Here is a 24268-nt window from a genome sequence, read left to right as displayed (position 1 = left end):
GGGCCGCGCAGCGGCCCCGGGATGTCGGCTTTGATGCGCAGATTGTCGGGGGGAGATTGGCCAGCAGGGCCGCCCCTTTCGCGGGTAAACCCGCTCCTACAGGCGACCGGTGGCGCCTTGATTACCAGCGCCCCGCCGCATCCTGGTCACTCTGCTTCCCCTCCACCCACCTTGGCCCTTCCTGGGTATTCTCCTTCTTCCAGAACGGCGCCCGGGTCTTCAGGTAGTCCATGATGAAGTTGCAGGCATCGAACGCCGCCTGCCGATGGGCACTGGCCACCCCCACGAACACAATCGGTTCGCCCGGTTCCAGCGCACCGATGCGGTGCAGCACCTCCACTTTCAAGAGCGGCCAACGCTGCTCGGCCTCGACCACGATCTTGGCCAGGGCCTTTTCGGTCATGCCCGGATAGTGTTCGAGGAACATCCCCGCCACTTCGCGGCCATCGTTGAAATCCCGCACATAGCCGACAAAACCGACCACCGCGCCCACGCCCACATTGGCTGCATGCATGGCATTGGTCTCAGCCCCCGGGTCGAACGCGCCTTCCTGCACTCGTACAGCCATGTTCAGCCTCCGGTCACCGGTGGGAAGAACGCCACTTCATCGCCCTCTTCCAGCGGTTCATCGAGCTTGCACAGCTCTTCGTTGCGAGCGCACATCAGGTTCTGCTCGGCCAGCACTTCATACTGCCCGCCCTTGGCAACCAAGGCCTGGCGCACATCATCGAGCACCTTGAACGCACCCTCCACCCGCTCGGCATCCACGCCCAACAGTTCGCGGTAACGGGCGAAGTACATCACCTTGACCTTCATCACGCCTCCACCTTGTAATGGCCACTCTTGCCACCGAGTTTTTCCAGCAGGCGCACCTGCTCGATGACCATACCTTTATCCACAGCCTTGCACATGTCATAGATCGTCAGCGCGGCCACGCTGGCGGCGGTCAGCGCCTCCATCTCCACACCGGTCTGCCCGGCCAGCTTGCAGCGGGCGACGATGCGCACGGCATCCTGCCCCTCGGCGCTGAGCTCGACCTTGACGCTGGTGAGCATCAGCGGGTGGCACAACGGGATCAGGTCGCTGGTTTTTTTCGCCGCCTGTATCCCGGCAATGCGCGCCACGGCGAACACGTCACCCTTGGGGTGTTCACCGTCGACGATCATCTGCAAGGTCTGCGGCAACATGCGCACCCGCGCCTCGGCGGTAGCCTCGCGCTCGGTCACGGCCTTTTCAGTGACGTCGACCATGTTGGCCCGCCCCTGGGAATCAAGATGTGTCAGCACTGCTCTGCTCCTGTGAAGGGATTTCGCAGTGTAAACCTGTGGGTCAGGTTTGAGCAGAGGTATGTGTCGGCAGGTTTGGCCTCTTCGCGGGCACGCCCGCTCCCACAGGAGCTCCATGGCCTCGAATCAAGTGGAGATCCTGTGAACGGGCGTGTCCACGAAGAGGCCGGGCAGTAATCTGCCCGGCTACAGGGTTTACAAATGCGACTCGGCGTACTCGGCCAGCACCGAGCGAGGCACGCCCTGCAGGGTGATGTGCACGCCATGGGGGAAGTCCTTGAAGCGCTCGGTCAGGTAGGTCAGGCCCGAGCTGGTCGCGGACAGGTAGGGGGTGTCGATCTGCGCCAGGTTGCCCAGGCAGACCACCTTGGACCCGGAGCCGGCACGGGTGATGATGGTTTTCATCTGGTGCGGCGTCAGGTTCTGGCACTCGTCAATCAGGATCAGGCTCTGCTGGAAGCTGCGGCCACGGATGTAGTTCAGCGACTTGAACTGCAGCGGCACGCGCTCAAGGATGTATTCGACGCTGCCATGGGTGCTTTCGTCATCCATGTGCAAAGCTTCGAGGTTGTCAGTGATGGCGCCCAGCCACGGCTCCATCTTCTCTGCTTCGGTACCCGGCAGGAAGCCAATCTCCTGGTCCAGCCCCTGCACGCTGCGGGTGGCGATGATGCGCCGGTAGCGCTTGCTGACCATGGTTTGCTCGATGGCCGCAGCCAGTGCCAGGATGGTTTTACCGGAGCCGGCAGCGCCGGTCAGGTTCACCAGGTGGATATCCGGGTCCAGCAGGGCAAACAGCGCCAGGCTTTGGTGAATGTCGCGTGGTTTCAGGCCCCAGGCTTCCTGGTGCAGCAACGGCTCCTGGTGCAGGTCGAGCAGCAGCAGTTCGTCGTCACGAATGCCCTTGATCCACCCGACGAAGCCCTGCTCATCGATGATGAACTCATTGACGTGCACAGCTGGCAGGTTGTCGATCATCTGCACCCGATGCCAGGTGCGGCCGCGCTCCTGGCGGGTATCGACCTTGCTCACGCGGTCCCAGAACGAGCCGGTGACCGAATGGTAGCCCTTGGACAGCAAGGACACGTCATCGACCAGTTGGTCGGTGCTGTAGTCCTCAGCGGCTATACCGCAAGCGCGCGCCTTCAGGCGCATGTTGATGTCTTTGGTGACCAGCACGACATCCAGGTCGGTGCGCCGGGCCCGGACTTCGAGCAACTGGTTGATGATGATGTTGTCGTTGAGGTTTTCCGGCAGCAGCTTGTTCGGCTCGTTGCGCGGGGTCATCAGGATGGACAGGAACCCCTTGGGGCCACTCTTGTTGCGCTGGATCGGTACGCCCTGCTCGACATCGCTGGGCGAAGCGTCACCGAGGGTCTGGTCTATCAGGCGGATGGCTTGCCGGCATTCGGCGGCGATGCTCTGTTTGCCGGTCTTGAGCTTGTCGAGTTCCTCCAGCACCGTCATCGGGATGGCGACATGGTGCTCCTCGAAGTTCAGTAACGCGTTAGGGTCGTGAATCAGGACGTTGGTATCGAGCACATACAGGATTGGCTTGCTGGAGGAAGGGTTGCGTCCTTGGTCATCCATACTCGGTCACCTTATGTCGAAGCCACACGGCGTGGTCTGTTACGCCGCAGAGTGACTGCCGCTGTTCCCGTATCCGCGTTGTTACGGGCGGGAAGCGAACCTGGCTAGGTGGGCCTGGATGACGCCACCTGTGCTGCAGGAATCGGCTGTCTGGTTTCTTCATACCGCAAAAACCATGACCGAAAAAAGCATTTTTACGCATTTTTGAAGTTTATTTTTCCGATTGACGAAGAGGCCTTGGCGCCAGCGTCAGAGGGGACTACGCTCAAAAGTCATACCCTTTATTCGCGGTATCCATATTCCCGGCAATCCTCCCAGCCGATGCCGCTTTGCGCGGTATTGCGCAGCAGCCATTCCACCGCCGGCTGCGCCTTGGGAAGGCTGTCATGAAACTGGATCACGCCCTTGCGCCACAACAGCATCAGGGTCAATACGCGCTGTGCGGACGCCTCTGCGCTCAATGCACCGTCATCCTGGGCATCGATGTCCCACAACGATACCCGCAACTGCTGGCGGGCCATGAACGCTTCGCCGTCAGCCCGGCGCTGGCCATAAGGAGGGCGGAACAGCGGCACATACTGCTCGGGCAGATCAGCCTGCACCCGCGCCTGGCTGCGCCGCAGCGAATCCTGCCAGTCGGTCCACTGCGCATGGGAGCGGTATTCCCACCCCTGGATACCCACGCACTGCCCGCCATAGAGCTGGCGCAAGGCATTTGTCGCCGCGCCATCACGGCGTTGCTGCAAGCGGTTACCGAGCGTGAAGAACGTGCCTTCGAGCTTTTGCCGGCGCAGGTAATCGGTGAGTAGATCCGTACTGCCACCCTCGGGCCCAGGCCCGCCGACAAAGGTCAGCAGGAACATGCGGTCGTTCAGTTCGTCACCCGTGCGCTCACGCGAAGACAACCGCTCGATTTCGCTGCTGGTCTGCGGCAGCAACGCCGCCTTGCGCAGTTGCTCGTTCAGGTAGCGGACATGGAACTGGTGGCTCGGTTCGATCCAGCCGGTATAGAACGCACCGACATCGGCAGCGAACGTCGCCGCTTGTGTACGCAACTCCGCCATGGACGTAACCGGGTAGCAGAATGATGCATCCTGCTCACAACTGCGCTGCGCCTGTTGATAACCCTCCCACAACCGCTGCCACATGCGCGCCCGAACCTGGCGCACCTTCTGCAGGTTGATCTGCCGCAGCCCCAGCCGGGCCGCCAGGCTTGCGTCATCCAGCAACTCGCTTTCGTGCAGCACTTGGGCGAACGACAGGATTTCTGCCCGAGAGGCCACATCGAACAGCGCCGGGCTGTCCAGCTGTTCGGGCCACAGGCTGCGGTCCAGGCTGACCTGAGGTGAAGGGGCGGCTTGCACGGCCAGGCTCAGCAGGCCGGCCAGCAAGGCAGAAGCAATGCGCACAGTGGAAGGCTCCGCAACGGCAAAACGCGAACTATAGCGCCTGCACCGACCATGGGCTGTGACTATCGTCGCCATAGTTTGGACTTGTACCGCCCACCCCGTAGAATCCTCGGCCTACGATGCCAGGAGCCGACCCGATGCTGACGGTGATTTCCCCCGCCAAGACCCTCGACTACGACACCCCGCCAGTGACCGAGCGTTTCACCCTGCCCCAGTACCTGGATGAATCCCAGGCCCTGATCCAGCAACTGCGCGAACTGTCGCCGGCGCAGATCAGCGAGCTGATGCACCTGTCCGACAAGCTCGCCGGCCTGAATGCGGCGCGCTTTGGCAGCTGGACCCCAGACTTCACCCCGGCCAATGCCAAGCAGGCGCTGCTGGCGTTCAAGGGTGACGTGTACACCGGCCTCGATGCCCAGAGCCTGAGTGACGACGACTTCAGCTACGCTCAGGACCACCTGCGCATGCTCTCGGGCCTGTATGGCCTGCTGCGCCCGCTCGACCTGATGCAGCCCTACCGCCTGGAGATGGGCACCAAGCTGGCCAACGCCCGCGGCAAGGACCTGTACGCCTTCTGGGGCACGCGCATCAGCGAATGGCTGAACCAGGCCCTGGCCGACCAAGGCGATGACGTGCTGTTGAACCTGGCCAGTAACGAGTATTTCAGTGCAGTGAAACGCAGTGCACTGAAGGCCCGGGTGATCAACGTCGACTTCAAGGACCAGAAAAACGGCCAGTACAAGATCATCAGCTTCTACGCCAAGAAAGCCCGCGGCATGATGAGCCGCTTCGTCATCCAGCAGCGCATCAGCACCCCGGAACAGCTCAAGCAGTTCGATGCTCAGGGGTACTACTACAGTGACGAGCAGTCCAGGCCGGACCATCTGGTGTTCCTGCGCGATCACCCCTTGGAATGACCCTGTAACGCCCCCTTCACGGCCAAACCCGCTCTTACAGGTTATGCGCTACCTGTAGGAGCGGGTTCACCCGCGAAGAGGCCAGCAGCTCTGCCCCCCTCTCTGCCCTGCAACAGGGCACGCTGCAAACCGCCATAACGCCATTAATCCGACGCCAAAAATCCAGCACACCCACCTTTATCGCCAAACGACATAAGACCGTTCATACCTTTTTTGACGAATTCTGAAAAAAATTTTCAGATGCTGGCATAAAAATATCTCGCAACAGTTACGCCCTTGATACACGGGGGCGAAACACCCGCGTGCTATCAATTTGAAACTGTCCGCAACTGAATAAATATTTAGAAATCTTTCATTCGAGCGAAACCGGCTCAGGAACTTCTACCAAAGCCAATCGCTCATAGTGCCGTAACGATTTTCCTGCCTACGGGCTGTGAGAGATGACTTACAGATGACAGCGGCGGGTATCCACTGCCCGCCATAAGAAATTCGACAGGTATCACGGAACCCTCCGAAGACCTTGTCCATGCAGGAGAGACGCGTCCCTTACAAATCGTCCTAGTGGTTGATTTCAAAGGATTTATTCACTTGAAAAAACAAGCACAGCAACGCGCCAAGTAGCGCATTGCAATAAAGACGGCTGCATTTCAGGGCACGTTTTTTAATGAATGGCTATTGAGTGCCAACTTTGAGCGCATAACTTTTTGCGCTCCGGATTTATTTTGCCTGCGCTCGGCGAAGTGTGCATTCGCCATGGATCCGTGCGCCCGAAAACTGTTGTTAATCAACCCAGCCCGGCTCTCTGCGGAGGCGTCGGCGTGATAAACACATGAGGTGATAGCGATGCGTATCAGCATCTTTGGTTTGGGTTATGTGGGTGCAGTCTGTGCAGGCTGCCTGACGGCGCGTGGCCATGAAGTGATCGGTGTGGACGTGTCCAGCACCAAGATCGACCTGATCAACCAGGGCAAGTCGCCCATCGTCGAACCTGGCCTGGAAGCACTGCTGCAACAGGGCATCGCCAATGGCCGCCTGCGCGGCACTACCGACTTCGCCGAAGCCATCCGTGCCAGCGATGTGTCGATGATCTGCGTGGGCACCCCCAGCAAGAAAAACGGCGACCTGGGCCTGGAGTACATCGAGTCCGTGTGCCGCGAAATCGGCTACGTGCTGCGTGACACCACCCGCCGTCACACCATCGTGGTGCGCAGCACCGTGCTGCCTGGCACCGTCAAGAACGTGGTCATCCCGATCCTCGAAGACTGCTCGGGCAAGAAGGCCGGCGTCGACTTCGGTGTGGCGGTCAACCCGGAATTCCTGCGTGAAAGCACCGCCATCAAGGACTACGACCAGCCCCCGATGACGGTCATCGGCGAACTGGACAGCGCCAGCGGTGACATCCTCCAGGCCCTGTACGAAGAACTCGACGCCCCGGTCATCCGCAAGCCGATCGAAGTGGCCGAGATGATCAAGTACACCTGCAACGTATGGCACGCCACCAAGGTCACCTTCGCCAACGAAATCGGCAACATCGCCAAGGCCGTGGGCGTCGATGGCCGCGAGGTGATGGACGTGGTCTGCCAGGACAAGGTCCTCAACCTGTCCCAGTACTACATGCGCCCTGGCTTCGCCTTCGGCGGCTCTTGCCTGCCCAAGGACGTACGCGCCCTCACCTACCGCGCCGCCAGCCTCGACGTGCGGGCACCGCTGCTCGACTCGCTGATGCGTAGCAACGAATCGCAGGTGCAGAACGCCTTCGAGCTGATCGAAGCCCACGACAAGCGCAAGGTCGCCCTGCTGGGCCTGAGCTTCAAGGCCGGCACCGACGACCTGCGCGAAAGCCCGCTGGTGGAACTGGCCGAGCGCCTGATCGGTAAGGGCTACCAGCTGGACATCTACGACGAGAACGTCCAGTACGCCCGTGTTCACGGCGCCAACAAGGACTACATCGAGTCGAAGATCCCACACGTGTCGTCGCTGCTCAACGCCAACTTGCAGCAGGTGATCGACAACGCCGACATCATCGTCCTCGGCAACCGTGACGAGCAGTTCCGTGCGCTGGCCCTGCAAGCGCCAGCCGGCAAGCAGGTGATCGACCTGGTCGGCTTCATGAACAAACCGACCAGCACCACCGCCCGTACCGAAGGCATCTGCTGGTAAGTGCCCGGCCGGGCAGCGATGAGGCACTCGACAAGAGCCGCCTCCTCGCTGCCCACCCTTTCCCGAATTCTCGACGGATGCTGAACATGCAAAGGCTCCAGACAGTGCTGTTGCAGTGCGCCGGGTGGCTGCTCTACATGAGCCTGCTCATGCTGATCGCCCTGGCCCTGCCAGCTGATATCTTCGACTCGCAGTCGAAGCACTTCATCTTCCTGGTCGGCGCAGTCGGCATCTGGCGCTACTCCATGGGCGCCACCCATTTCATCCGCGGCATGATCTTCCTCTACGGCGTGTACCCGTACCTGCGCCGCAAGGTGCAGAAAATGGGTAATGCCACCGACCCGTCGCATGTCTACCTGATGGTCACCAGCTTCCGTATCGAAGCGCTGACCACCGCCCAGGTGTACAGCTCGGTGATCCGCGAGGCGATCAACTGCGGCTTCCCCACCACCGTGGTCTGCTCGCTGGTGGAAATGTCCGATGAACTGCTGGTGAAAAGCCTGTGGGCCAAGTACAACCCGCCGGCCCACGTGAAGCTGGACATCGTGCGTATCGCCGGTACCGGCAAGCGCGATGGCCTGGCCTACGGCTTCCGCGCCATCTCGCGCATGCTGCCGGACGAGAACGCCGTGGTGGCGGTAATCGACGGTGACACCGTGCTGGCCGACGGCGTGGTGCGCAAGACCGTGCCGTGGTTCAAGCTGTTCCCCAATGTGGGCGGCCTGACCACCAATGAATTCTGCGAAGTGCGTGGCGGCTACATCATGAGCGAGTGGCACAAGCTGCGCTTCGCCCAGCGCCACATCAACATGTGCTCGATGGCCCTGTCCAAGCGCGTGCTTACCATGACCGGGCGCATGTCGATGTTCCGCGCCAGCGTGGTGACCAACCCCGAGTTCATCGCCGACGTCGAAAGCGACTCGCTGATGCACTGGCGCCTGGGCCGCTTCAAGTTCCTTACCGGGGACGACAAGTCCAGCTGGTTCAGCCTGATGCGCCTGGGCTACGACACCTTCTACGTGCCGGACGCCGCCATCAACACGGTCGAGCATCCGCCGGAAAAAAGCTTCCTCAAGGCCAGCCGCAAGCTGATGTACCGCTGGTACGGCAACAACCTGCGGCAGAACTCACGGGCACTGGGCCTTGGCCTGCGCCGCCTGGGGCTGTTCACCAGCATCGTGTTGTTCGACCAGCGCGTGTCGATGTGGACCAGCCTGCTGGGCCTGACCGTGGCGGTGATCGCCAGCCTCAAGTTCGGCATGGCCTTCTTGCTGGTGTACCTGCTGTGGATCGGCATCACGCGCCTGATCCTCACCATCATGCTGCTGTGCTCAGGCCACAACGTAGGCCCAGCCTACCCGCTGATTCTCTATTACAACCAGATCATCGGCGCGCTGATGAAGATCTACGTGTTCTTCCGCCTCGACAAGCAGTCGTGGACGCGTCAGCCCACTGCCCTCAAGCGTGACCTCGCCAGCTTTCAACAATGGTTCAACACCTGGTCCTCGCGGACCATGACCTTCTCGGCTGCCAGCATCTTCGTTGCTGTGCTGTTCATGGTCGTGTGAGCCCAACCCGGATCGGATCTAACAGGAACAAACCACCATGAATACCGCCGTGAACGTCAATGTCGTGCATGAGTCCGAAGCCCAGCGCCAACACGCCCGGGTACGCATTCCCGCCAAGCTGCGGTTCCTGGACGCCCAGCGCCAGGTCCACGAAGTCAAGGTCGAAGACCTTTCTGCCGGCGGCCTGAGCTTCCACACCAAGCAACCGCAGTCGGTGGGCGATGTGCTGCGCGGACGCCTGCAGTTCGTGGTCGACAACCTGGGCCTGTCGATCGACATCGAGTTCCAGGTGCGCTCGTACAACCCGGACAATGGCCGTATCGGTGCGCAGTTCCAGAACCTTGAACCTCGCGACATCGCCACGTTGCGGCACATCATCACCAGCCACCTGTCGGGTGAGCTGATCAGCATCGGCGACGTCCTCAGCACCCTGCAGCGCGACAACTTCACCAAGGCGCGCAAGCAGAAGGACGGTGGGTCAGGCCTGAGCGCCTTCGGCCGTTTCAAGGCAGTCACCGTCACACTGGGCGTGTTCGTGGTCGGGGTTGCGGCCTTCGGCTTCGTCGCCAAATCGTTGTATGGCATGTATTTCGTCAGCCACGCCGAAGCCGGTGTGGTCGCAGTGCCGACCACCAACGTCACCATGCCGCGCGACGGTACCGTGAGCAGCCTGGTCGAAAGCGGTGGGCAGATCGCCAAGGGCGCGCCACTGGCCAGCTTCACCACCAGCATGCTGGACATGCTCAAGGGCAACCTTGAAGACGCACAGCTGGAGCCGGCGAAGATCGAGGAGCTGTTCGGCAAGCAACTGTCCGGCACCCTCACCAGCCCCTGCGATTGCGTGGTCGCGCGCCAGTTGGTGGACGACGGCCAGTACGCCGCCAAGGGCCAGCCGATCTTTCAGCTGATCCCACGCACCACCAACCCGATGGTCGAGGCGCGCTTCAGCTACCGCCAGTTCGACGAGGTCAAGCCAGGTACCCGGGTCAACTTCCAGGTGGCCGGCGAAAACGAAGTGCGCACCGGTCAGATCGTCAGCAGCGCCAGCCTCAACAGCGAAGACCTGTCCTCCGACATCCGCGTGCAGATCAAGCCAGACACCGGCCTGCCCGCCGAACTGGCCGGCCGCCCGGCCTCGGTCAACAGCGACCGTGGCCCATCGCTGAACTGGCTGATCGACAAAGCCGTGGCCCGTGGCCTGTGAGGGACGGACAATGATCTCTGATACCTACAAGGTCCGCGTGAACCTGGGATTGTGTGCACTGGCCGCCGCCATCACCCTGGCCGGCTGTGCCGGCCTGCCCGACCAGCGCCTGGCCAACGAGGCCATGAAGCGCGGTGACACGGCATTGGCCGAGCGCAACTACAAGGCGTTGGCCGACCTGGGCTACAGCGAAGCGCAAGTCGGCCTTGCGGACATCAAGGTGGCCACCCGCGACCCCTCGCAAATCAGGGAAGCCGAAGCCACCTATCGCGCTGCAGCCGCCACGTCGCCACGCGCCCAGGCGCGCCTTGGCCGCCTGCTGGTGGCCAAGCCGGACAGCACCCAGGCCGAGCGCGAAGAAGCAGAAACCCTGCTCAAGCAAGCGGCCAGTCAAGGCGAAAGCAACACCCTGATCCCACTGGCGATGCTCTACCTCAGCTACCCGCAGAGCTTCCCCAAGGTCAACGCGCAGCAGCAGATCGACCAGTGGCGCGCCGCCGGCAACCCGGAAGCGGGCCTGGCCCAGGTGCTGCTGTACCGCACCCAGGGCACCTACGACCAGCACCTGGGCGAAGTGGAGAAAATCTGCAAGGCCGCGCTGAACACCACCGACATCTGCTACGTGGAACTGGCCACCGTGTACCAGAAACGCGGCCAGGCCGACCAGCAAGCCGCCCTGCTCGGCCAGCTGAAGGCCGCGTACGCCCGTGGCGCAGTGCCGGCCACCCGGGTTGACAGCGTGGCCCGGGTGCTGGCCGACCGTAGCCTTGGCCAGACCGACGAAAAAACCGCCAAGGACCTGCTCGAGCAAGTAGCCCCGGCCAACCCGGCGTCCTGGGTCAGCCTGGCACAGCTGGTATACGACTTCCCCGAACTGGGCGACACCGACCAGTTGATGGCCTACATCGACAAAGGCCGCGAAGCTGAACAGCCACGCGCCGAACTGCTGCTGGGCCGTCTGTACTACGAAGGCAAAACCCTGCCAGCCGACGCTCAAAAAGCCGAGCAGCACCTGCAAGCCGCTGCCGAAGCCGGTGAGATCAGCGCCCATTACTACCTGGGCCAGCTTTACCGCCGCGGCTACCTGGGCAATGTCGAGCCGCAGAAGGCCGTCGACCACCTGTTGGCCGCCGCCCGTGGCGGGCAGAATAGCGCCGACTATGCCTTGGCCCAGCTGTTCAGCGAGGGCCACGGCATCCGCCCGCAACCGGGCAACGCCTGGGTGTTCGCCCAGCTGTCGCAGGCCAACCCGACGCCGCAATCAGCCGAACTGCTGCAGCAGCTCGACCAGCAACTGACACCTGATCAGCGCAACCAGGCCCAGCAACTGCTGGACCAGGAAAAGCGTGCACGCGGCAGCATGGCGCAGGGCGCGAATAGCACCCTGGCCCTCGAAGCCCTGCAAGACGACGAAAAAGAAGTAGACGGTGAGGACTCGCTATGACGCTCAATCCCTTCGTGAAAGCCGGCATCGGCCTGAGCTTCGCCCTGCTGTGGTCCTGCCCGACCCTGGCGGAGATGACCGCTGAAAAAAACTTCGGCCTGGACGTGAAAATCACCGGCCAGTCGGAAGACGACCGTGACCTGGGCACCCGCTCTGGCGGCGACGTCAACGGCCTGGGCCTGGACCTGCGCCCGTGGGTGTACGGCGAGCGCGGCAACTGGAGTGCCTACGCCATGGGCCAGGCGGTCGCTGCGACCGACACCATCGAAACCGACACCTTGCGTCAGAACGACGACGGCACCAGCACCGACACCGGCGACGACAGCCGTCAACCAGACAAAAGCTACCTGGCCATGCGCGAGTTCTGGGTCGGCTACAGCGGCCTTACCGCCTACCCAGGCGAGCAACTGCGCTTCGGTCGCCAGCGCCTGCGCAGCGACGATGGCATGTGGCGCGATACCAACATCGAAGCGCTGAACTGGACCTTCGATACCACCTTGCTCAAGGCCGACCTGGGCGTCGCCCAGCGCTTCAGCGAATACCGCACCGATCTCACCGAACTGGCGCCGGAAGACAAGGACCGCACCCATATCTACGGCAACGTCGCCACGCAGTGGACCCCTGGCCACTGGGTTGGCCTGCGCGCTCACCACACACATGACAGCGGCAGCCTGAAGAACCCCGGCGAAACGGTCAACGCGCTGGACAAGACCCGCACTGGCGACCTTACCTGGCTGGGCCTGGAGGCCAACAGCGACGCCTACAACTGGCGCAACGACCACACCGTGAATTACTGGGGCAGCGTCACCTGGCTGACCGGTGACCGCGACAAGCTGAGCACGCAGCAGGTGGGTGACGACCAGGTCGCCACCGGCAAGCAGAGCGGTGACGTCAACGCCTGGGCAACCGACCTCGGTATCCGCCTGCGTCTGGACCCGCAATGGCAGGTCGGCGCTGCCTACGCCCGCGGTAGCGGCGGCGGCGGCGATGACGGTTCGAACAACTTCGAGCAGACCGGCCTGGAGAGCAACCGCTCCAACTTCACCGGCACCCGCTCGCGTGTGCACCGCTTCGGCGAAGCGTTCCGCGGCGAGCTGGGCAACCTGCAGGCCGCCACCCTGTTCGCTTCGTGGCAGCTGCGTGACGACTATGACGCGAGCCTGATCTACCACAAATTCTGGCGGGTCGATGGCAACCAGAACATCGGTTCCAGTGGCATCAACGCGGTGGTCAACGACAACGGCGTGAACCGTCAGCTGGTCGACGGCGAGAAGGACCTTGGCCAGGAAATGGACGTGGTCGTGACCAAGTACTTCAAGCAAGGCCTGCTGCCGGCTTCGATGAGCCAGGCCATCGACGAGCCGTCAGCCCTGGTGCGCCTGCGTGCCGGTGTATTCAAGCCGGGCGACGCCTACGGCAAGGAAGCGGACTCGTACATGCACCGCGCCTTCGTCGACGTCATCTGGCGCTTCTGAGGCCGGTAGGGGACTGACCGTGATGAACCTTCACCCGCACTTACGTCACAGCCTGTTGGCCAGTGCCTTGCTGCTGGCAAGCGGCCTGGCCACTGCCGCAGAACCCCAGGTGATCGCCAAGGAGTTGCAGCAGGCCAAGACCTATACGGTGGCCAGCGCACCGATCGAGCCGCTGCAGATGGACCCGCCAAAGCTGCCCGACCTCACCGGTTTCACGGCCGAGGCGGTGCAGAAGAAAATCGACCGCCGCCACAAGGGCAAGGTCAGCCTGCGCCGTATGTTCCAGGAGGACACCCTCAAGGAGTTCGTCGGCGGCGACAACAAAGCCGCCGAGTGGGTGCAGCGCCAGCACGGCATCCCGCAGGCGATCTTCGTCGATGACGGCCATGTCGACCTGACCGAGTTGAGCAAGAAGGTACCCAAACAGTACTTCAGCGAAGTCGAGCCTGGGGTTTACCTGGCACGCCTGCCGATCGTGGTCGGGCAAAAGGGCATCCTCGAGATCGACGGCAAGGTCAAACAGCTGCGCCTGTCCCAGGAGGGCGGCGCTTTTCTGGTCAATGACGGCAAGCTGTTCGTAACCGACACCCAGGTGACCGGCTGGCGGGAAAAGGACAACGGCCCGTCGACCTTCCGCTCGCCCAAGGAATTCCGCCCGTTTCTGCTGTCTTGGGGCGGTACCGAGACCTATATCGTCAATACGAAGATGGCCAGCTTCGGCTACGCCAAGTCCAAGTCATATGGCGTGAGCATCTCGCAGTACACGCCGAACATGGCCAAGCGCATGGGCCGCCCGGAGCCCACCGGCTGGATCATCGGTTCGGAGTTCAGCGACATGTGGTACGGCTTCTACTGCTACGAAACCCAGGACTTCGTGATCAAGGACAGCACCTACCGCGACAACATCGTCTACGGCATTGACCCGCACGACCGTTCGCATCGCCTGATCATCGCCGGCAACACGGTGTACGGCACCAAGAAGAAGCACGGCATCATCGTTTCGCGTGAGGTCAACGACAGCTGGATCATCAACAACAAGAGCTACGACAACAAGCTCTCGGGCGTGGTGATCGACCGTAACAGCGTCAACAACCTGGTGGCCTACAACGAGATCTACCGCAACCACACCGACGGCATCACCCTGTACGAAAGCGGCGACAACCTGATCTGGGGCAACAAGCTGGTCAACAACCGCCGCCACGGCATCCGCGTGCGTAACAGCGTGAACATCCGCCTGTACGAAAACGTCGCCATGGCCAACGGCTTGGTCGGCGTATACGGCCACATCAAGGACCTGTCCGACACCGACCGCGACATCGCCCTCGACCCGTTCGACACCAAGGTGTCGCTGATCGTGGTGGGTGGCGAGCTGTCGGCCAACGGCTCCGGCCCGCTGTCGATCGACTCGCCGCTGTCGGTCGAGCTGTACAAGGTGTCCATGCTCGCCCCGCGCAAGGCCAGCGGCATCAGCCTCAATGGTGTGCTGGGTGAGCGCCAGGACGAAATCCTCGACCTGCTGGTACGCCAGCAGAAGGCTGTGCTGATCGACCCGGTCGAACGCCAGACCGAAATGATCGATTAAGGAAGCCCAGACCATGACTCCACACCTGATGAAACTGCTGGGCCTGTCCGCCGCCCTTCTGGCAATCAGCCAGGGCGTGCGCGCCGAAGACGTCAAGGCCCCGACCTTCAACGCCGAGCCCTGCTGCCAGTTGTGCCCTGAAGCGCACGATGCCAGCCGCTACACCACCCGCTATCAGCAAAACTTCACCACGCTGGTGCAGGCCCAGGGCGACTGGCTGTTCCGCACCCGCGAAGACCTGCGCACCGAGTTCAACACCACCCCAGCCGGCTACAAACGCCTGCAGCAAGTGCACGACGCGTTCAAGAAACGTGGCGTGGAACTGGTGGTGGTGTACCAGCCGACCCGCGGCCTGGTGAACCGCAACATGCTCAACCCGGCCGAAAAAGCCGCGTTCGACTACCAGAAGGCCCTGGGCAACTACCAGGCCATGCTCAAGCGCTTCGCCAGCATGGGCTACAACGTGCCCGACCTGTCACCGCTGACCAACGAGCAACTGGCCGCCGCTGACCAGGGCAAGGACTTCTACTTCCGTGGCGACCAGCACTGGACGCCGTACGGGGCCGAGCGCGCGGCGAAGATCGTGGCCGACACCGTGCACAAGATGCCGGCCTTCGAAGGCATCCCACGCAAGGAATTCGAGACGAAGAAGTCCGGGCGCATGGGCAAGACCGGCACCCTGCACAACGTTGCCGGCCAACTGTGCGGCACCAGCTACGCCGTCCAGTACATGGACCAGTTCGCCACCGAGCCGAAAGGCGCGAGCGGTGGCGACGACCTGTTCGGTGACAGCGGCAATGCGCAGATCACCCTGGTCGGTACCAGCCACAGCGGCAAGAACTACAACTTCTCGGGCTTCCTCGAGCAATACATCGGCGCCGACGTGCTCAACGTCGCCTTCCCAGGCGGCGGCCTGGAAGGGTCGATGATCCAGTACCTGGGCAGCGAGGAATTCCAGAAGAACCCGCCGAAGATCCTGATCTGGGAATTCTCCCCGCTGTACCGCCTGGACCAGGAAACCATCTGGCGGCAAATCCTTGGCCTGCTCGACGACGGCTGCGACGACCGCCCAGCCCTGATGAGCGCCAGCGCCACCCTCAAGCCTGGCAAGAACGAGCTGATGGTCAACGGCAAGGGCGGCGTGATCAAAGACCTGATCAACCGCAACCTGCAGATGGACGTCAAGTTCGAAGACCCCTCGGTGAAGGTGTTGCAGGCCACCCTCTGGTACCTCAACGGCCGCCATGAGGACATCAAGCTGGAAAAACCGGAAACCTCCGATACCGACGGCCGCTTCGTCTTCCAGATGCGCGAAGACGAGGACTGGGCCAGCCAGAGCCTGCTGGCGTTCGAGGTACAGGGGCCGGAAAGCGGCACCCAGAAGGTCGAAGCCAAACTCTGCAAACGCAACAACTTCGCCGTGCCTGCGCAGACCGCACAGGCTGGCCAGTGAGGCGACCCATGACCATTTTCAAGCGAATCTCCAGCCCCGCCCTGCTCGCGTTGGCCTTGTTTGGCGGTGCCGCGCACGCCGCGCTGGTACCGCCGCAGGGTTACTACCAGGGGATCGAAAAGCTCAAGACCGGTGAGGGTAACTTCCGCTGCGAAGCGGCGCCCAAGCCATACACCGGCCCGCTGCAGTTTCGCAGCAAGTACGAAGGCTCGGACAAGGCACGGGCAACGCTCAACGCAGCCTCGGAAAAGGCCTTCCGCAAGTCGACCGAAGACATTACCACGCTGGAGAAAGGCGTGAGCAAGATGGTCGGCCAGTACATGCGCGACGGCCGCCCGGCGCAACTCGACTGCACCCTGACCTGGCTGGGTACCTGGGCACGTGCCGGTGCATTGCTGTCCACCGACTACAACCATACCGGCAAGTCGATGCGCAAATGGGCGCTGGGCAGCATGAGCGGTTCATGGTTGCGGCTGAAATTCTCCAACTCGCAACCGCTGGCGGCACACCAGGCCGAGGCCGACCTGATCGAAAAATGGCTCAGCCGCCTGGCCGAGCAGACTGTGCGTGACTGGAGCGACCTGCCGCTGGAGAAGATCAACAACCACAGCTACTGGGCGGCCTGGTCAGTCATGGCTACCGCCGTCGCCACCGACCGTCGCGACCTGTTCGACTGGGCCGTGAAGGAATACAAGGTTGGCGCCAACCAGGTGGATGACCAGGGCTTCCTGCCCAACGAAATCAAGCGCAAGCAACGCGCGCTGGCCTATCACAACTACGCCTTGCCGCCGCTGGCGATGATTGCCAGCTTCGCCCAGGCCAATGGCGTCGACCTGCGCGCCGAGAACAACTTCGCCTTGCAGCGCCTGGGTGAAGGCGTGCTGGCCGGCGCCCGCGATCCCAGCCACTTCAAGGCGCGTGCGGGCAAGAAACAGGACATGACCGACCTCAAGGTCGACAGCAAGTACTCCTGGCTCGAGCCCTGGTGTGCGCTGTACCACTGCGTTGGCGACACGCTTGAGCGCAAGCACGACATGCAGCCGTTCAACAGCTTCCGGCTGGGGGGCGATGTGACCCGGGTCTACGACCCGAGTGCAGAGAGCAAGAAATGAATTGACCCCCATTGCGGGGGCGGAACCTGTGGGAGCGGGCATGCCCGCGAAGAAGCCACCGCGGTGGCAAGGGCTTGCCCGCTCCCACAGGGACCTAAGTTGCCTTCCAGTCTTGCACTGGGGGGTTTGGGGGGCGCTTTGCCCTGAATGCTGTGAACAAATTAGGAGAACCGGGATGGTCTTCTCGTCCAACGTGTTCCTGTTCCTGTTCTTGCCGATCTTCCTCGGCCTGTACTACTTGAGCGGGCAACGTTATCGCAACCTGCTGCTGCTGGTCGCCAGCTACATCTTCTACGCCTGGTGGCGGGTGGACTTCCTGGCACTGTTCGCCGGCGTCACCCTGTGGAACTACTGGATCGGCCTGAAAGTCGGTGCCGCCGGTGTGCGCACCAAGCCGGCGCAGCGCTGGCTGCTGCTCGGCGTGGGTGTCGACCTGGCGATCCTCGGCTACTTCAAGTACGCCAACTTCGGCGTCGACAGCCTTAACGCGATCATGACGTCGTTTGGCCTGGAGCCATTCATTCTGACTCACGTGCTGCTGCCGATCGGTATCTCGTTCTACATTTTCGAGTCGATCAGCTACATCATCGACGTATACCGCGGTGACACCCCGGCTACCCGCAACCTGATCGACTTCGCAGCGTTCGTGGCGATTTTCCCGCACCTGATCGCAGGCCCCGTGCTGCGCTTCAAGGACCTGGTCGACCAGTTCAACAACCGTACCCACACCCTGGACAAGTTCTCCGAAGGCTGCACCCGCTTCATGCAGGGCTTCATCAAGAAAGTGTTCATCGCCGACACCCTGGCCGTGGTCGCCGACCACTGCTTCGCCCTGCAAAACCCCACCACGGGCGATGCCTGGCTCGGCGCCCTGGCCTACACCGCACAGCTGTACTTCGACTTCAGCGGCTACAGCGACATGGCCATCGGCCTGGGCCTGATGATGGGCTTCCGCTTCATGGAAAACTTCAAGCAGCCCTATATCAGCCAGTCGATCACCGAGTTCTGGCGGCGCTGGCATATCAGCCTGTCGACCTGGCTGCGCGACTACCTGTACATCACCTTGGGCGGTAACCGTAAAGGCACCTTCAATACCTACCGCAACCTGTTCCTGACCATGCTGCTGGGCGGCCTGTGGCACGGTGCAAACTTCACCTACATCATCTGGGGCGCCTGGCACGGCATGTGGCTGGCCATCGAGCGCGCGTTGGGCCTCGACACCAACCCGCAGCGCTTCAACCCGGTGAAGTGGGCCTTCACCTTCCTGCTGGTGGTGGTTGGCTGGGTGATCTTCCGCGCCGAAAACCTGCAGGTGGCCGCCCGCATGTACGGCGCCATGTTCAGCTTCGGCGACTGGCAGCTGTCGGAGCTCAACCGCGCCCAGCTCACCGGTCTGCAGGTGGCCACGCTGGTCATCGCCTACCTCACCCTGGCGTTCTTCGGCCTGCGCGACTTCTACCGGAATGCCAGGCCGACGCCCAAGGTGGCCCCGGTGCAGGTCAACGCGGACGGCTCGATCGGCCTGGACTGGACCCGGGTGATGACCCGCGCACTGATCCTGCTGCTGTTCGTCGCCTCGATCCTCAAGCTTTCGGCGCAAAGCTACTCGCCGTTCCTTTACTTCCAGTTCTGAGGTTGATGACCATGACCCGGACATTACGCATCACCTACTCCCTGTCGTTCCTCGGCCTGCTGGTCGGCATGGGCGCCTGGTCCACCGGTGGCCTGCAGAGTTTCCAGCGCACCGAGCAGATGACCCTGCTCAACGGCAAGCTGGCCAAGGCCGCCGAGACCCACTACGACGCCGAGTTCCCGATCAAGCGCCTGGGCACCAACCTGTGGGCGGCCATGGACTTCAAACTGTTCAACGAAGGCCGCCCTGGTGTGGTACTGGGCCGCGACCAGTGGTTGTTCAGCGACGAGGAGTTCAAGCCCACCGCCGGTGCCGAGCAATTGATGCAGGAAAACCTGGCACTGATCCGTGGCGTACGCGACACCCTGCAGCAACACGGTAGCCAGCTGGTGCTGGCGATCGTGCCGGCCAAGGCACGGGTCTACGCCGAGTACCTGGGCAAAGAGCGGCCTGCCAGCCTGCATGACGACCTGTACAACCAGTTCCATGCCCAGGCACGCCAGGCCAACGTGTTCGCACCGGACCTGATGGCACCGATGGAGCAGGCCAAGGCCCGCGGCCAGGTGTTCCTGCGTACTGACACCCACTGGACGCCTATGGGGGCCGAAGTGGCGGCGCAGGCGCTGGCCGAAGCGGTCAGCCGCCAGAGCCTGCTCAACGGCGACCCGCAAGCCTTCATCACCGAAGCCGGCAACACCGCCCCCTACAAGGGCGACCTGACCAACTTCCTGCCACTGGACCCCTTGTTCAGCAACCTGCTGCCGGCCCCGGACAACCTGCAGAAACGCACCACCCGGCCGGTCGATGCCGAGGGTGACGCCAGCGACGCGTTGTTCGCCGACCAGCAGATCCCGGTTGCACTGGTAGGCACCAGCTACAGCGCCAACCCGCACTGGAACTTCCTCGGCGCGCTGCAGCAGGCCCTGCGCAGTGACGTCGCCAACTACGCCGAAGACGGCCATGGCCCGCTGCTGCCGATGCTCAAGTACCTGCAAAGCGATGCCTTTAAAAACGCCGCACCACAAGTGGTGGTGTGGGAATTCCCAGAACGTTATCTGCCAATGAAAAACGACCTCAGCAGCTTCGATCCGCAGTGGATCGCGCAGCTGAAAAACTCCCGTAAATCCGAAGAAAACCTGGCCTTGTCGTCCACCCGGACAGACCACTGACTGATAGAGAGGAAACGCACATGACTACCAAGACTTCCATTGCCAAAGCCCTCACCCTCGCGGCCGGCCTTTCCCTTGCTTCGATGCAGGCCTTCGCCGGTGCCGACGCCGCACTGTATGGCCCAAGTGCGCCGAAAGGCTCGACCTTCGTCCGCCTGTACAACGCGACCAGCGCCCCCGCCGCCGCGTCGGTCGGCAACACCCAGATCAAACAGGTGGGCGCACAGGCCAGCAGCGACTTCAGCTTCCTGCCAGGCGGCGACTACACCGCCCAGGTCGGCGGCAAGAGCGTGCCGGTCAAGCTGGCCTCGGACAAGTACTACACCCTGGTCAACAGCAACAGCGGCAGCCCGAAACTGATCGAAGAACCACCGTTCAAGAACAAGCAGAAAGCCCTGGTGCGTGTGCAGAACCTGAGCGACCAGCAGCTGACCCTGAAAACCGCCGACGGCAAGACCGAAGTGGTCAAGCCGGTGGCCGCCAACGGCCGTGGCGAACGGGAGATCAACCCGGTCAAGGTCAACCTGGCGCTGTACCAAGGAGACAAGAAAGTGGGTGACGTGAAACCCGTCGCCCTAGAGCGCGGCGAAGCCGCAGTGCTGTACGTAACGGGTTCCGGCAACGCCTTGTCGCCGGTGTGGGTAACTCGCCCCGTGGCTAGCAACTGATTCCCCTGCCTCTCAACGACTATTGGAGAAACATGATGATCCCGGTAATTCTTTCTGGTGGTAGCGGTTCCCGTCTTTGGCCTCTGTCGCGCAAGCAGTTCCCCAAACAGTTCCTGGCCCTGACCGGTGAACATACACTGTTCCAGCAAACCATCGAGCGCCTGGTATTCGAGGGCATGGACACCCCGATCGTGGTCTGTAACAAGGACCACAAGTTCATCGTCCAGGAGCAACTGGCCGCACTGAAGCTGGAAACCCAGGGCATCCTCATGGAACCGTTCGGCCGCAACACCGCGCCGGCCGTGGCCATGGCTGCCATGAAGCTGGTCAACGAAGGCCGCGACGAGCTGATGCTGGTGCTGCCTGCCGATCATGTGATCGATGACCAGAAAGCCCTGCAACGTGCCTTGGCCTTGGCCACCGTGGCCGCCGAGCGTGGCGAAATGGTGCTGTTCGGCGTGCCGGCGACCAAGCCTGAAACCGGCTACGGCTACATCCGTTCCAGCCAGGATGCGCTGCTGCCCGAAGGCGTGGCGCGGGTTGCGCAGTTCGTCGAGAAGCCCGACGAAAAACGCGCGGCCGAGTTCGTCCAGGCCGGTGGTTACTTCTGGAACAGCGGTATGTTCCTGTTCCGCGCCAGCCGCTTCCTCGAAGAGCTGAAAAAGCACGACGGCGACATCTACGATACCTGCGTACTGGCGCTGGAGCGCAGCCAGGAAGACGGCGATGTGCTGAGCATCGACGAAGCCACCTTCGCCTGCTGCCCGGACAACTCCATTGACTATGCGGTGATGGAGAAAACCCAGCGTGCCTGCGTGGTGCCGATGTCGGCCGGCTGGAGCGATGTAGGCTGCTGGTCGTCACTGTGGGAAGTGCACGAGAAAGACGACAACGGCAACGTCACCAAGGGCGACGTGGTGGTTCAAGACAGCCGCAACTGCATGATCCACGGCAACGGCAAACTGGTGTCGGTGATCGGCCTGGAGAACATCGTGGTGGTCGAGACCAAGGATGCCATGATGATTGCCCACAAGGACAAGGTCCAGGGCGTCAAGCAGATGGTCAAGACCCTCGACGAACAGGGCCGCACGGAAACCCAGAACCACCTGGAAGTGTATCGCCCGTGGGGCTCGTACGACTCGGTGGACATGGGCGGCCGCTTCCAGGTCAAGCACATCACCGTAAAGCCGGGCGCCAGCCTCTCGCTGCAGATGCACCATCACCGCGCCGAGCACTGGATCGTGGTATCCGGTACCGCCGAGGTGACCTGCGATGAGAACGTGTTCCTGCTGACCGAAAACCAGTCGACCTATATCCCCATCGCTTCGGTGCACCGTTTGCGCAACCCGGGCAAGATCCCGCTGGAGATCATCGAAGTGCAGTCCGGCAGCTACCTGGGCGAGGATGATATCGAGCGCTTCGAGGATGTGTATGGGCGCACGTCCACACCCATCGAGCGCGGCGTTTCGGTGAAGACCATCGCGCAGTAAATGCTGACTCGCCCCTGGGCTGACCAGGGGCGAGCCTGCTCATTCAAGGGTCGGGGCTATGACGTAGATGTCGAATGGGCCACCCACCACCCTGAAAGGTCGCTGCAAATCATCCTCCCCTTCAAATTCGAAGGATTCAGCCCTGATGCTCGTGGCAGTCATTTCGAGCTTCCGGATACGACCGGATTTCGCATAGCCGCCATAGGTTGTGCCGCGCTTGTGAACAAGCGCCCGGTTAGCCTCACCCCCGATAACGACATCCCGCACGCCCTCCTGTAGTTCCAGATCGAAGTCAATGTAGACGTCCGCATCTTCGGCCTGCCCCTTGTACGCGTACAACCATCCGTAGTGTTCAGTGGTCCCGAAATCCACGCCCTGCGAAACGAAATCCTCTCTTTGACCCGCAAGGCTGATGACAGCTGTAACTGTGCCCTTGGCAGGCGTTCTTTTCATTTCTTGCACATGCTTTTGCTCAACCGATGTGTCATTCATAACCATGCTCCTTTTGAATAGGCATGGCGGAATCTAAAATGGATGTACCCTTTCCACTACTCGCAGCAATGCTAGGTTTGGCTTCTGGCATAGCGACTCACCGGTTACATGACTGCTGGGTTTTCGATAGGCTCTAGCCATCCATCCGCGCGAATGAGGCGATTACGCGATGCTGATCGGTGCCCTGCTGATCCTCACCTGGCTGGTGTTGTTGTTGCGTTACCCAGCCAAGGCTCTTCCCATCTCCCTGGCGGCTGTGTGTGGCCTGGGCCTGGTGGCCTTGTTCGTCGTCTGGCAAGACAGCCGCGAAAGCAGTCGACTGGCACGCCTGGACCTGCGCCTGACCTACGCCCCCGAACACTGTCCCGCCGACCGTGCCTTGCAGGTACGCATGAAGAACGGCAACGACGTGCCGCTGACCGAACTGCGCTGGCGCGTGGCGGCGTACGCACCGGGCGATACCGTGAACCTCGCCGAGAACACCTACAACGCCCCGCGATACCGAGGGCCAGGAGAATTGCAGCCGGGGGCCGAGTGGCAAGACTGCCTGCCCTTGCCGCCGCTGCGTTCCGGCTATCGGCCGCAGACCCTGGAATTCCGGGCAGAGCACGTGCAAGGTACGTTTGCCAATTGATGTGTTTCCTCCATGACAACAGGCCCCCACCATGCCCACCGTCCTGATCACCGGTTGTTCCAGCGGCATCGGCCGCGCCCTGGCCGACGCTTTCCGCGATGCCGGCCACCATGTCTGGGCCACCGCCCGCAAGCCTGAGGATGTCGAGCAACTGAGTGCCGCCGGTTACACGGCCCGGCAGCTGGATGTAAACGACGGCGAGGACCTGGCCCGCCTGGCAGAGGAACTGCAAACCCTCGATATCCTGATCAACAACGCGGGTTACGGCGCCATGGGCCCACTGCTCGATGGTGGCGTCGACGCCCTGCGCCAGCAGTTCGAAACCAACGTCTTCGCCGTGGTCGGCGTTACCCGGGCGCTCTTCCCGCTGTTACGCCGCTCACGCGGCCTGGTGGTGAATATCGGCAGTGTATCGGGCGTGCTGGTCACACCATTCGCCGGCGCGTACTGCGCCTCGAAGGCGGCTGTGCATGCCCTGAGCGATGCCTTGCGCCTGGAGTTGGCGCCGTTCGGTGTGCAGGTGATGGAAGTACAGCCGGGTGCAATTGCCTCGCAGTTCGCCAGCAATGCCCAGCGCCAGGCTGAGCAGGTGCTGTCGGTAGACTCGGCGTGGTGGCCTTTGCGTGAGCATGTGCAGGCGCGGGCGCGGGCATCGCAGGACAAGCCAACGTCGGCCGCGGTATTTGCCCAAGGCGTGCTGGCAGCAGTCGGCAAGTCGCCGGCGCCCGCGGTGGTACGTTTGGGGAATGGCAGTACAGCCTTGCCGCTGATGGCACGGTTGCTGCCGCGGCGGTTGCTGGACTGGGCGCTGCGCAAGCGCTTTGGCCTGCTGCGCCCGCTCTGAGTGATCGCCTGCCTGTACCCGCGAAAGGGCCGGGCCTGCAGGCCAGTTTTCACCCGCCGTTCACCGTTGCCGCCGCTACCGTATTCGCGGGTAAACCCGCTCCTACACAGATTGGTGGTGGACACATCTCGGTGATTG

At 62.3% G+C, this 24268-nt stretch carries 21 protein-coding genes; 15 read left to right on the top strand and 6 right to left on the bottom strand.

The window, feature by feature from the left end; all coding sequences use genetic code 11:
• Window positions 1-121 precede the first annotated feature (121 nt).
• From moaE to ACF8Q6_RS12975, 5 genes are all read right to left on the bottom strand, one after another.
• A complete protein-coding gene (gene moaE, locus ACF8Q6_RS12995) occupies window positions 122-568 on the bottom strand; it encodes a molybdopterin synthase catalytic subunit MoaE (RefSeq protein ID WP_070384329.1) in 447 nt (148 codons plus the stop codon).
• Between the two features lie 2 nt (window positions 569-570).
• Window positions 571-816 (bottom strand): molybdopterin converting factor subunit 1, encoded by a 246-nt coding sequence (moaD, locus tag ACF8Q6_RS12990; RefSeq protein ID WP_003251777.1) that lies wholly within the window; start codon window positions 814-816, stop codon window positions 571-573.
• Window positions 816-1286: a cyclic pyranopterin monophosphate synthase MoaC gene (gene moaC / locus ACF8Q6_RS12985; protein WP_003251775.1), complete on the bottom strand. Its 471-nt coding sequence runs from the start codon at window positions 1284-1286 to the stop codon at window positions 816-818. The genes moaD and moaC overlap by 1 nt, the downstream gene beginning before the upstream one ends.
• A gap of 195 nt (window positions 1287-1481) precedes the next feature.
• Window positions 1482-2876 carry a PhoH family protein gene (locus ACF8Q6_RS12980; protein WP_003251772.1) on the bottom strand — a complete coding sequence of 465 codons (1395 nt, stop codon included), beginning with the start codon at window positions 2874-2876 and terminating at the stop codon, window positions 1482-1484.
• Between the two features lie 281 nt (window positions 2877-3157).
• Window positions 3158-4285: a polysaccharide deacetylase family protein gene (locus ACF8Q6_RS12975; protein WP_019752505.1), complete on the bottom strand. Its 1128-nt coding sequence runs from the start codon at window positions 4283-4285 to the stop codon at window positions 3158-3160.
• A gap of 137 nt (window positions 4286-4422) precedes the next feature.
• Between ACF8Q6_RS12975 and yaaA the strand changes: the two genes are divergently transcribed.
• The 13 genes from yaaA to ACF8Q6_RS12910 all read left to right on the top strand — a co-directional run bounded on the left by yaaA (window position 4423) and on the right by ACF8Q6_RS12910 (window position 22160).
• Window positions 4423-5202 carry a peroxide stress protein YaaA gene (gene yaaA / locus ACF8Q6_RS12970; protein ID WP_392491195.1) on the top strand — a complete coding sequence of 260 codons (780 nt, stop codon included), beginning with the start codon at window positions 4423-4425 and terminating at the stop codon, window positions 5200-5202.
• 843 nt (window positions 5203-6045) lie between these two features.
• Window positions 6046-7362: a nucleotide sugar dehydrogenase gene (locus ACF8Q6_RS12965; RefSeq protein ID WP_004577139.1), complete on the top strand. Its 1317-nt coding sequence runs from the start codon at window positions 6046-6048 to the stop codon at window positions 7360-7362.
• Between the two features lie 86 nt (window positions 7363-7448).
• Window positions 7449-8930 carry a glycosyltransferase family 2 protein gene (locus ACF8Q6_RS12960; RefSeq protein WP_003251762.1) on the top strand — a complete coding sequence of 494 codons (1482 nt, stop codon included), beginning with the start codon at window positions 7449-7451 and terminating at the stop codon, window positions 8928-8930.
• 37 nt (window positions 8931-8967) lie between these two features.
• Window positions 8968-10134, top strand: a complete 1167-nt coding sequence (locus tag ACF8Q6_RS12955; protein ID WP_392490431.1) for a PilZ domain-containing protein — start codon at window positions 8968-8970, stop codon at window positions 10132-10134.
• 10 nt (window positions 10135-10144) lie between these two features.
• Window positions 10145-11578 carry an alginate biosynthesis TPR repeat lipoprotein AlgK gene (gene algK / locus ACF8Q6_RS12950; protein ID WP_392490432.1) on the top strand — a complete coding sequence of 478 codons (1434 nt, stop codon included), beginning with the start codon at window positions 10145-10147 and terminating at the stop codon, window positions 11576-11578.
• On the top strand, window positions 11575-13053 hold the full coding sequence (locus ACF8Q6_RS12945) for an alginate export family protein (protein ID WP_392490433.1): 1479 nt from the start codon (window positions 11575-11577) through the stop codon (window positions 13051-13053). Before algK ends, ACF8Q6_RS12945 begins: the two co-directional genes overlap by 4 nt.
• 22 nt (window positions 13054-13075) lie before the next feature.
• A complete protein-coding gene (algG, locus tag ACF8Q6_RS12940; protein ID WP_135199071.1) occupies window positions 13076-14635 on the top strand; it encodes a mannuronan 5-epimerase AlgG in 1560 nt (519 codons plus the stop codon).
• 13 nt (window positions 14636-14648) lie between these two features.
• On the top strand, window positions 14649-16088 hold the full coding sequence (locus ACF8Q6_RS12935; protein WP_019752509.1) for an alginate O-acetyltransferase: 1440 nt from the start codon (window positions 14649-14651) through the stop codon (window positions 16086-16088).
• A gap of 8 nt (window positions 16089-16096) precedes the next feature.
• Window positions 16097-17200 carry a mannuronate-specific alginate lyase gene (locus tag ACF8Q6_RS12930; RefSeq protein WP_081384629.1) on the top strand — a complete coding sequence of 368 codons (1104 nt, stop codon included), beginning with the start codon at window positions 16097-16099 and terminating at the stop codon, window positions 17198-17200.
• Window positions 17201-17375: 175 nt separating this feature from the next.
• Window positions 17376-18833, top strand: coding sequence for an MBOAT family protein (locus ACF8Q6_RS12925; protein ID WP_047604385.1), 1458 nt, complete (start codon window positions 17376-17378; stop codon window positions 18831-18833).
• An 11-nt stretch (window positions 18834-18844) separates the two neighbouring features.
• Window positions 18845-20002, top strand: coding sequence for an alginate O-acetyltransferase (locus ACF8Q6_RS12920; RefSeq protein WP_392490464.1), 1158 nt, complete (start codon window positions 18845-18847; stop codon window positions 20000-20002).
• Between the two features lie 20 nt (window positions 20003-20022).
• Window positions 20023-20670, top strand: coding sequence for an alginate O-acetyltransferase AlgF (locus tag ACF8Q6_RS12915; protein ID WP_003251744.1), 648 nt, complete (start codon window positions 20023-20025; stop codon window positions 20668-20670).
• Between the two features lie 35 nt (window positions 20671-20705).
• Entirely contained in the window at window positions 20706-22160 is a 1455-nt protein-coding gene (locus ACF8Q6_RS12910) for a mannose-1-phosphate guanylyltransferase/mannose-6-phosphate isomerase (RefSeq protein ID WP_003251742.1), read from the top strand.
• A gap of 39 nt (window positions 22161-22199) precedes the next feature.
• On the opposite strand, the gene ACF8Q6_RS12905 is transcribed toward ACF8Q6_RS12910, so the two are convergent.
• On the bottom strand, window positions 22200-22652 hold the full coding sequence (locus tag ACF8Q6_RS12905; RefSeq protein WP_392490465.1) for a hypothetical protein: 453 nt from the start codon (window positions 22650-22652) through the stop codon (window positions 22200-22202).
• A 169-nt stretch (window positions 22653-22821) separates the two neighbouring features.
• Between ACF8Q6_RS12905 and ACF8Q6_RS12900 the strand changes: the two genes are divergently transcribed.
• A complete protein-coding gene (locus tag ACF8Q6_RS12900) occupies window positions 22822-23286 on the top strand; it encodes a multidrug transporter (RefSeq protein ID WP_392490466.1) in 465 nt (154 codons plus the stop codon).
• A 31-nt stretch (window positions 23287-23317) separates the two neighbouring features.
• Window positions 23318-24130 (top strand): SDR family oxidoreductase, encoded by an 813-nt coding sequence (locus ACF8Q6_RS12895; protein ID WP_392490467.1) that lies wholly within the window; start codon window positions 23318-23320, stop codon window positions 24128-24130.
• Window positions 24131-24268: the final 138 nt, after the last annotated feature.

Source organism: Pseudomonas sp. GLN_2 (assembly GCF_043106005.1).
GTDB classification, from domain to species: domain Bacteria; phylum Pseudomonadota; class Gammaproteobacteria; order Pseudomonadales; family Pseudomonadaceae; genus Aquipseudomonas; species Aquipseudomonas alloputida.
The sequence above is the reverse complement of the archived record's forward strand: the minus strand, read 5'-3'. Positions and strand labels throughout refer to the sequence as shown.

Excerpts from the sequence above, each read along its gene's own strand:
- moaE (WP_070384329.1), bottom strand. The coding sequence starts at position 568 with ATGGCTGTACGAGTGCAGGAAGGCGCGTTCGACCCGGGGGCTGAGACC.
- moaD (WP_003251777.1), bottom strand. The coding sequence starts at position 816 with ATGAAGGTCAAGGTGATGTACTTCGCCCGTTACCGCGAACTGTTGGGC.
- ACF8Q6_RS12980 (WP_003251772.1), bottom strand. The coding sequence starts at position 2,876 with ATGGATGACCAAGGACGCAACCCTTCCTCCAGCAAGCCAATCCTGTAT.
- yaaA (WP_392491195.1), top strand. The coding sequence starts at position 4,423 with ATGCTGACGGTGATTTCCCCCGCCAAGACCCTCGACTACGACACCCCG.
- ACF8Q6_RS12965 (WP_004577139.1), top strand. The coding sequence starts at position 6,046 with ATGCGTATCAGCATCTTTGGTTTGGGTTATGTGGGTGCAGTCTGTGCA.
- ACF8Q6_RS12960 (WP_003251762.1), top strand. The coding sequence starts at position 7,449 with ATGCAAAGGCTCCAGACAGTGCTGTTGCAGTGCGCCGGGTGGCTGCTC.
- ACF8Q6_RS12955 (WP_392490431.1), top strand. The coding sequence starts at position 8,968 with ATGAATACCGCCGTGAACGTCAATGTCGTGCATGAGTCCGAAGCCCAG.
- algK (WP_392490432.1), top strand. The coding sequence starts at position 10,145 with ATGATCTCTGATACCTACAAGGTCCGCGTGAACCTGGGATTGTGTGCA.
- ACF8Q6_RS12945 (WP_392490433.1), top strand. The coding sequence starts at position 11,575 with ATGACGCTCAATCCCTTCGTGAAAGCCGGCATCGGCCTGAGCTTCGCC.
- algG (WP_135199071.1), top strand. The coding sequence starts at position 13,076 with ATGAACCTTCACCCGCACTTACGTCACAGCCTGTTGGCCAGTGCCTTG.
- ACF8Q6_RS12935 (WP_019752509.1), top strand. The coding sequence starts at position 14,649 with ATGACTCCACACCTGATGAAACTGCTGGGCCTGTCCGCCGCCCTTCTG.
- ACF8Q6_RS12930 (WP_081384629.1), top strand. The coding sequence starts at position 16,097 with ATGACCATTTTCAAGCGAATCTCCAGCCCCGCCCTGCTCGCGTTGGCC.
- ACF8Q6_RS12925 (WP_047604385.1), top strand. The coding sequence starts at position 17,376 with ATGGTCTTCTCGTCCAACGTGTTCCTGTTCCTGTTCTTGCCGATCTTC.
- ACF8Q6_RS12920 (WP_392490464.1), top strand. The coding sequence starts at position 18,845 with ATGACCCGGACATTACGCATCACCTACTCCCTGTCGTTCCTCGGCCTG.
- ACF8Q6_RS12915 (WP_003251744.1), top strand. The coding sequence starts at position 20,023 with ATGACTACCAAGACTTCCATTGCCAAAGCCCTCACCCTCGCGGCCGGC.
- ACF8Q6_RS12910 (WP_003251742.1), top strand. The coding sequence starts at position 20,706 with ATGATCCCGGTAATTCTTTCTGGTGGTAGCGGTTCCCGTCTTTGGCCT.
- ACF8Q6_RS12905 (WP_392490465.1), bottom strand. The coding sequence starts at position 22,652 with ATGAATGACACATCGGTTGAGCAAAAGCATGTGCAAGAAATGAAAAGA.
- ACF8Q6_RS12900 (WP_392490466.1), top strand. The coding sequence starts at position 22,822 with ATGCTGATCGGTGCCCTGCTGATCCTCACCTGGCTGGTGTTGTTGTTG.
- ACF8Q6_RS12895 (WP_392490467.1), top strand. The coding sequence starts at position 23,318 with ATGCCCACCGTCCTGATCACCGGTTGTTCCAGCGGCATCGGCCGCGCC.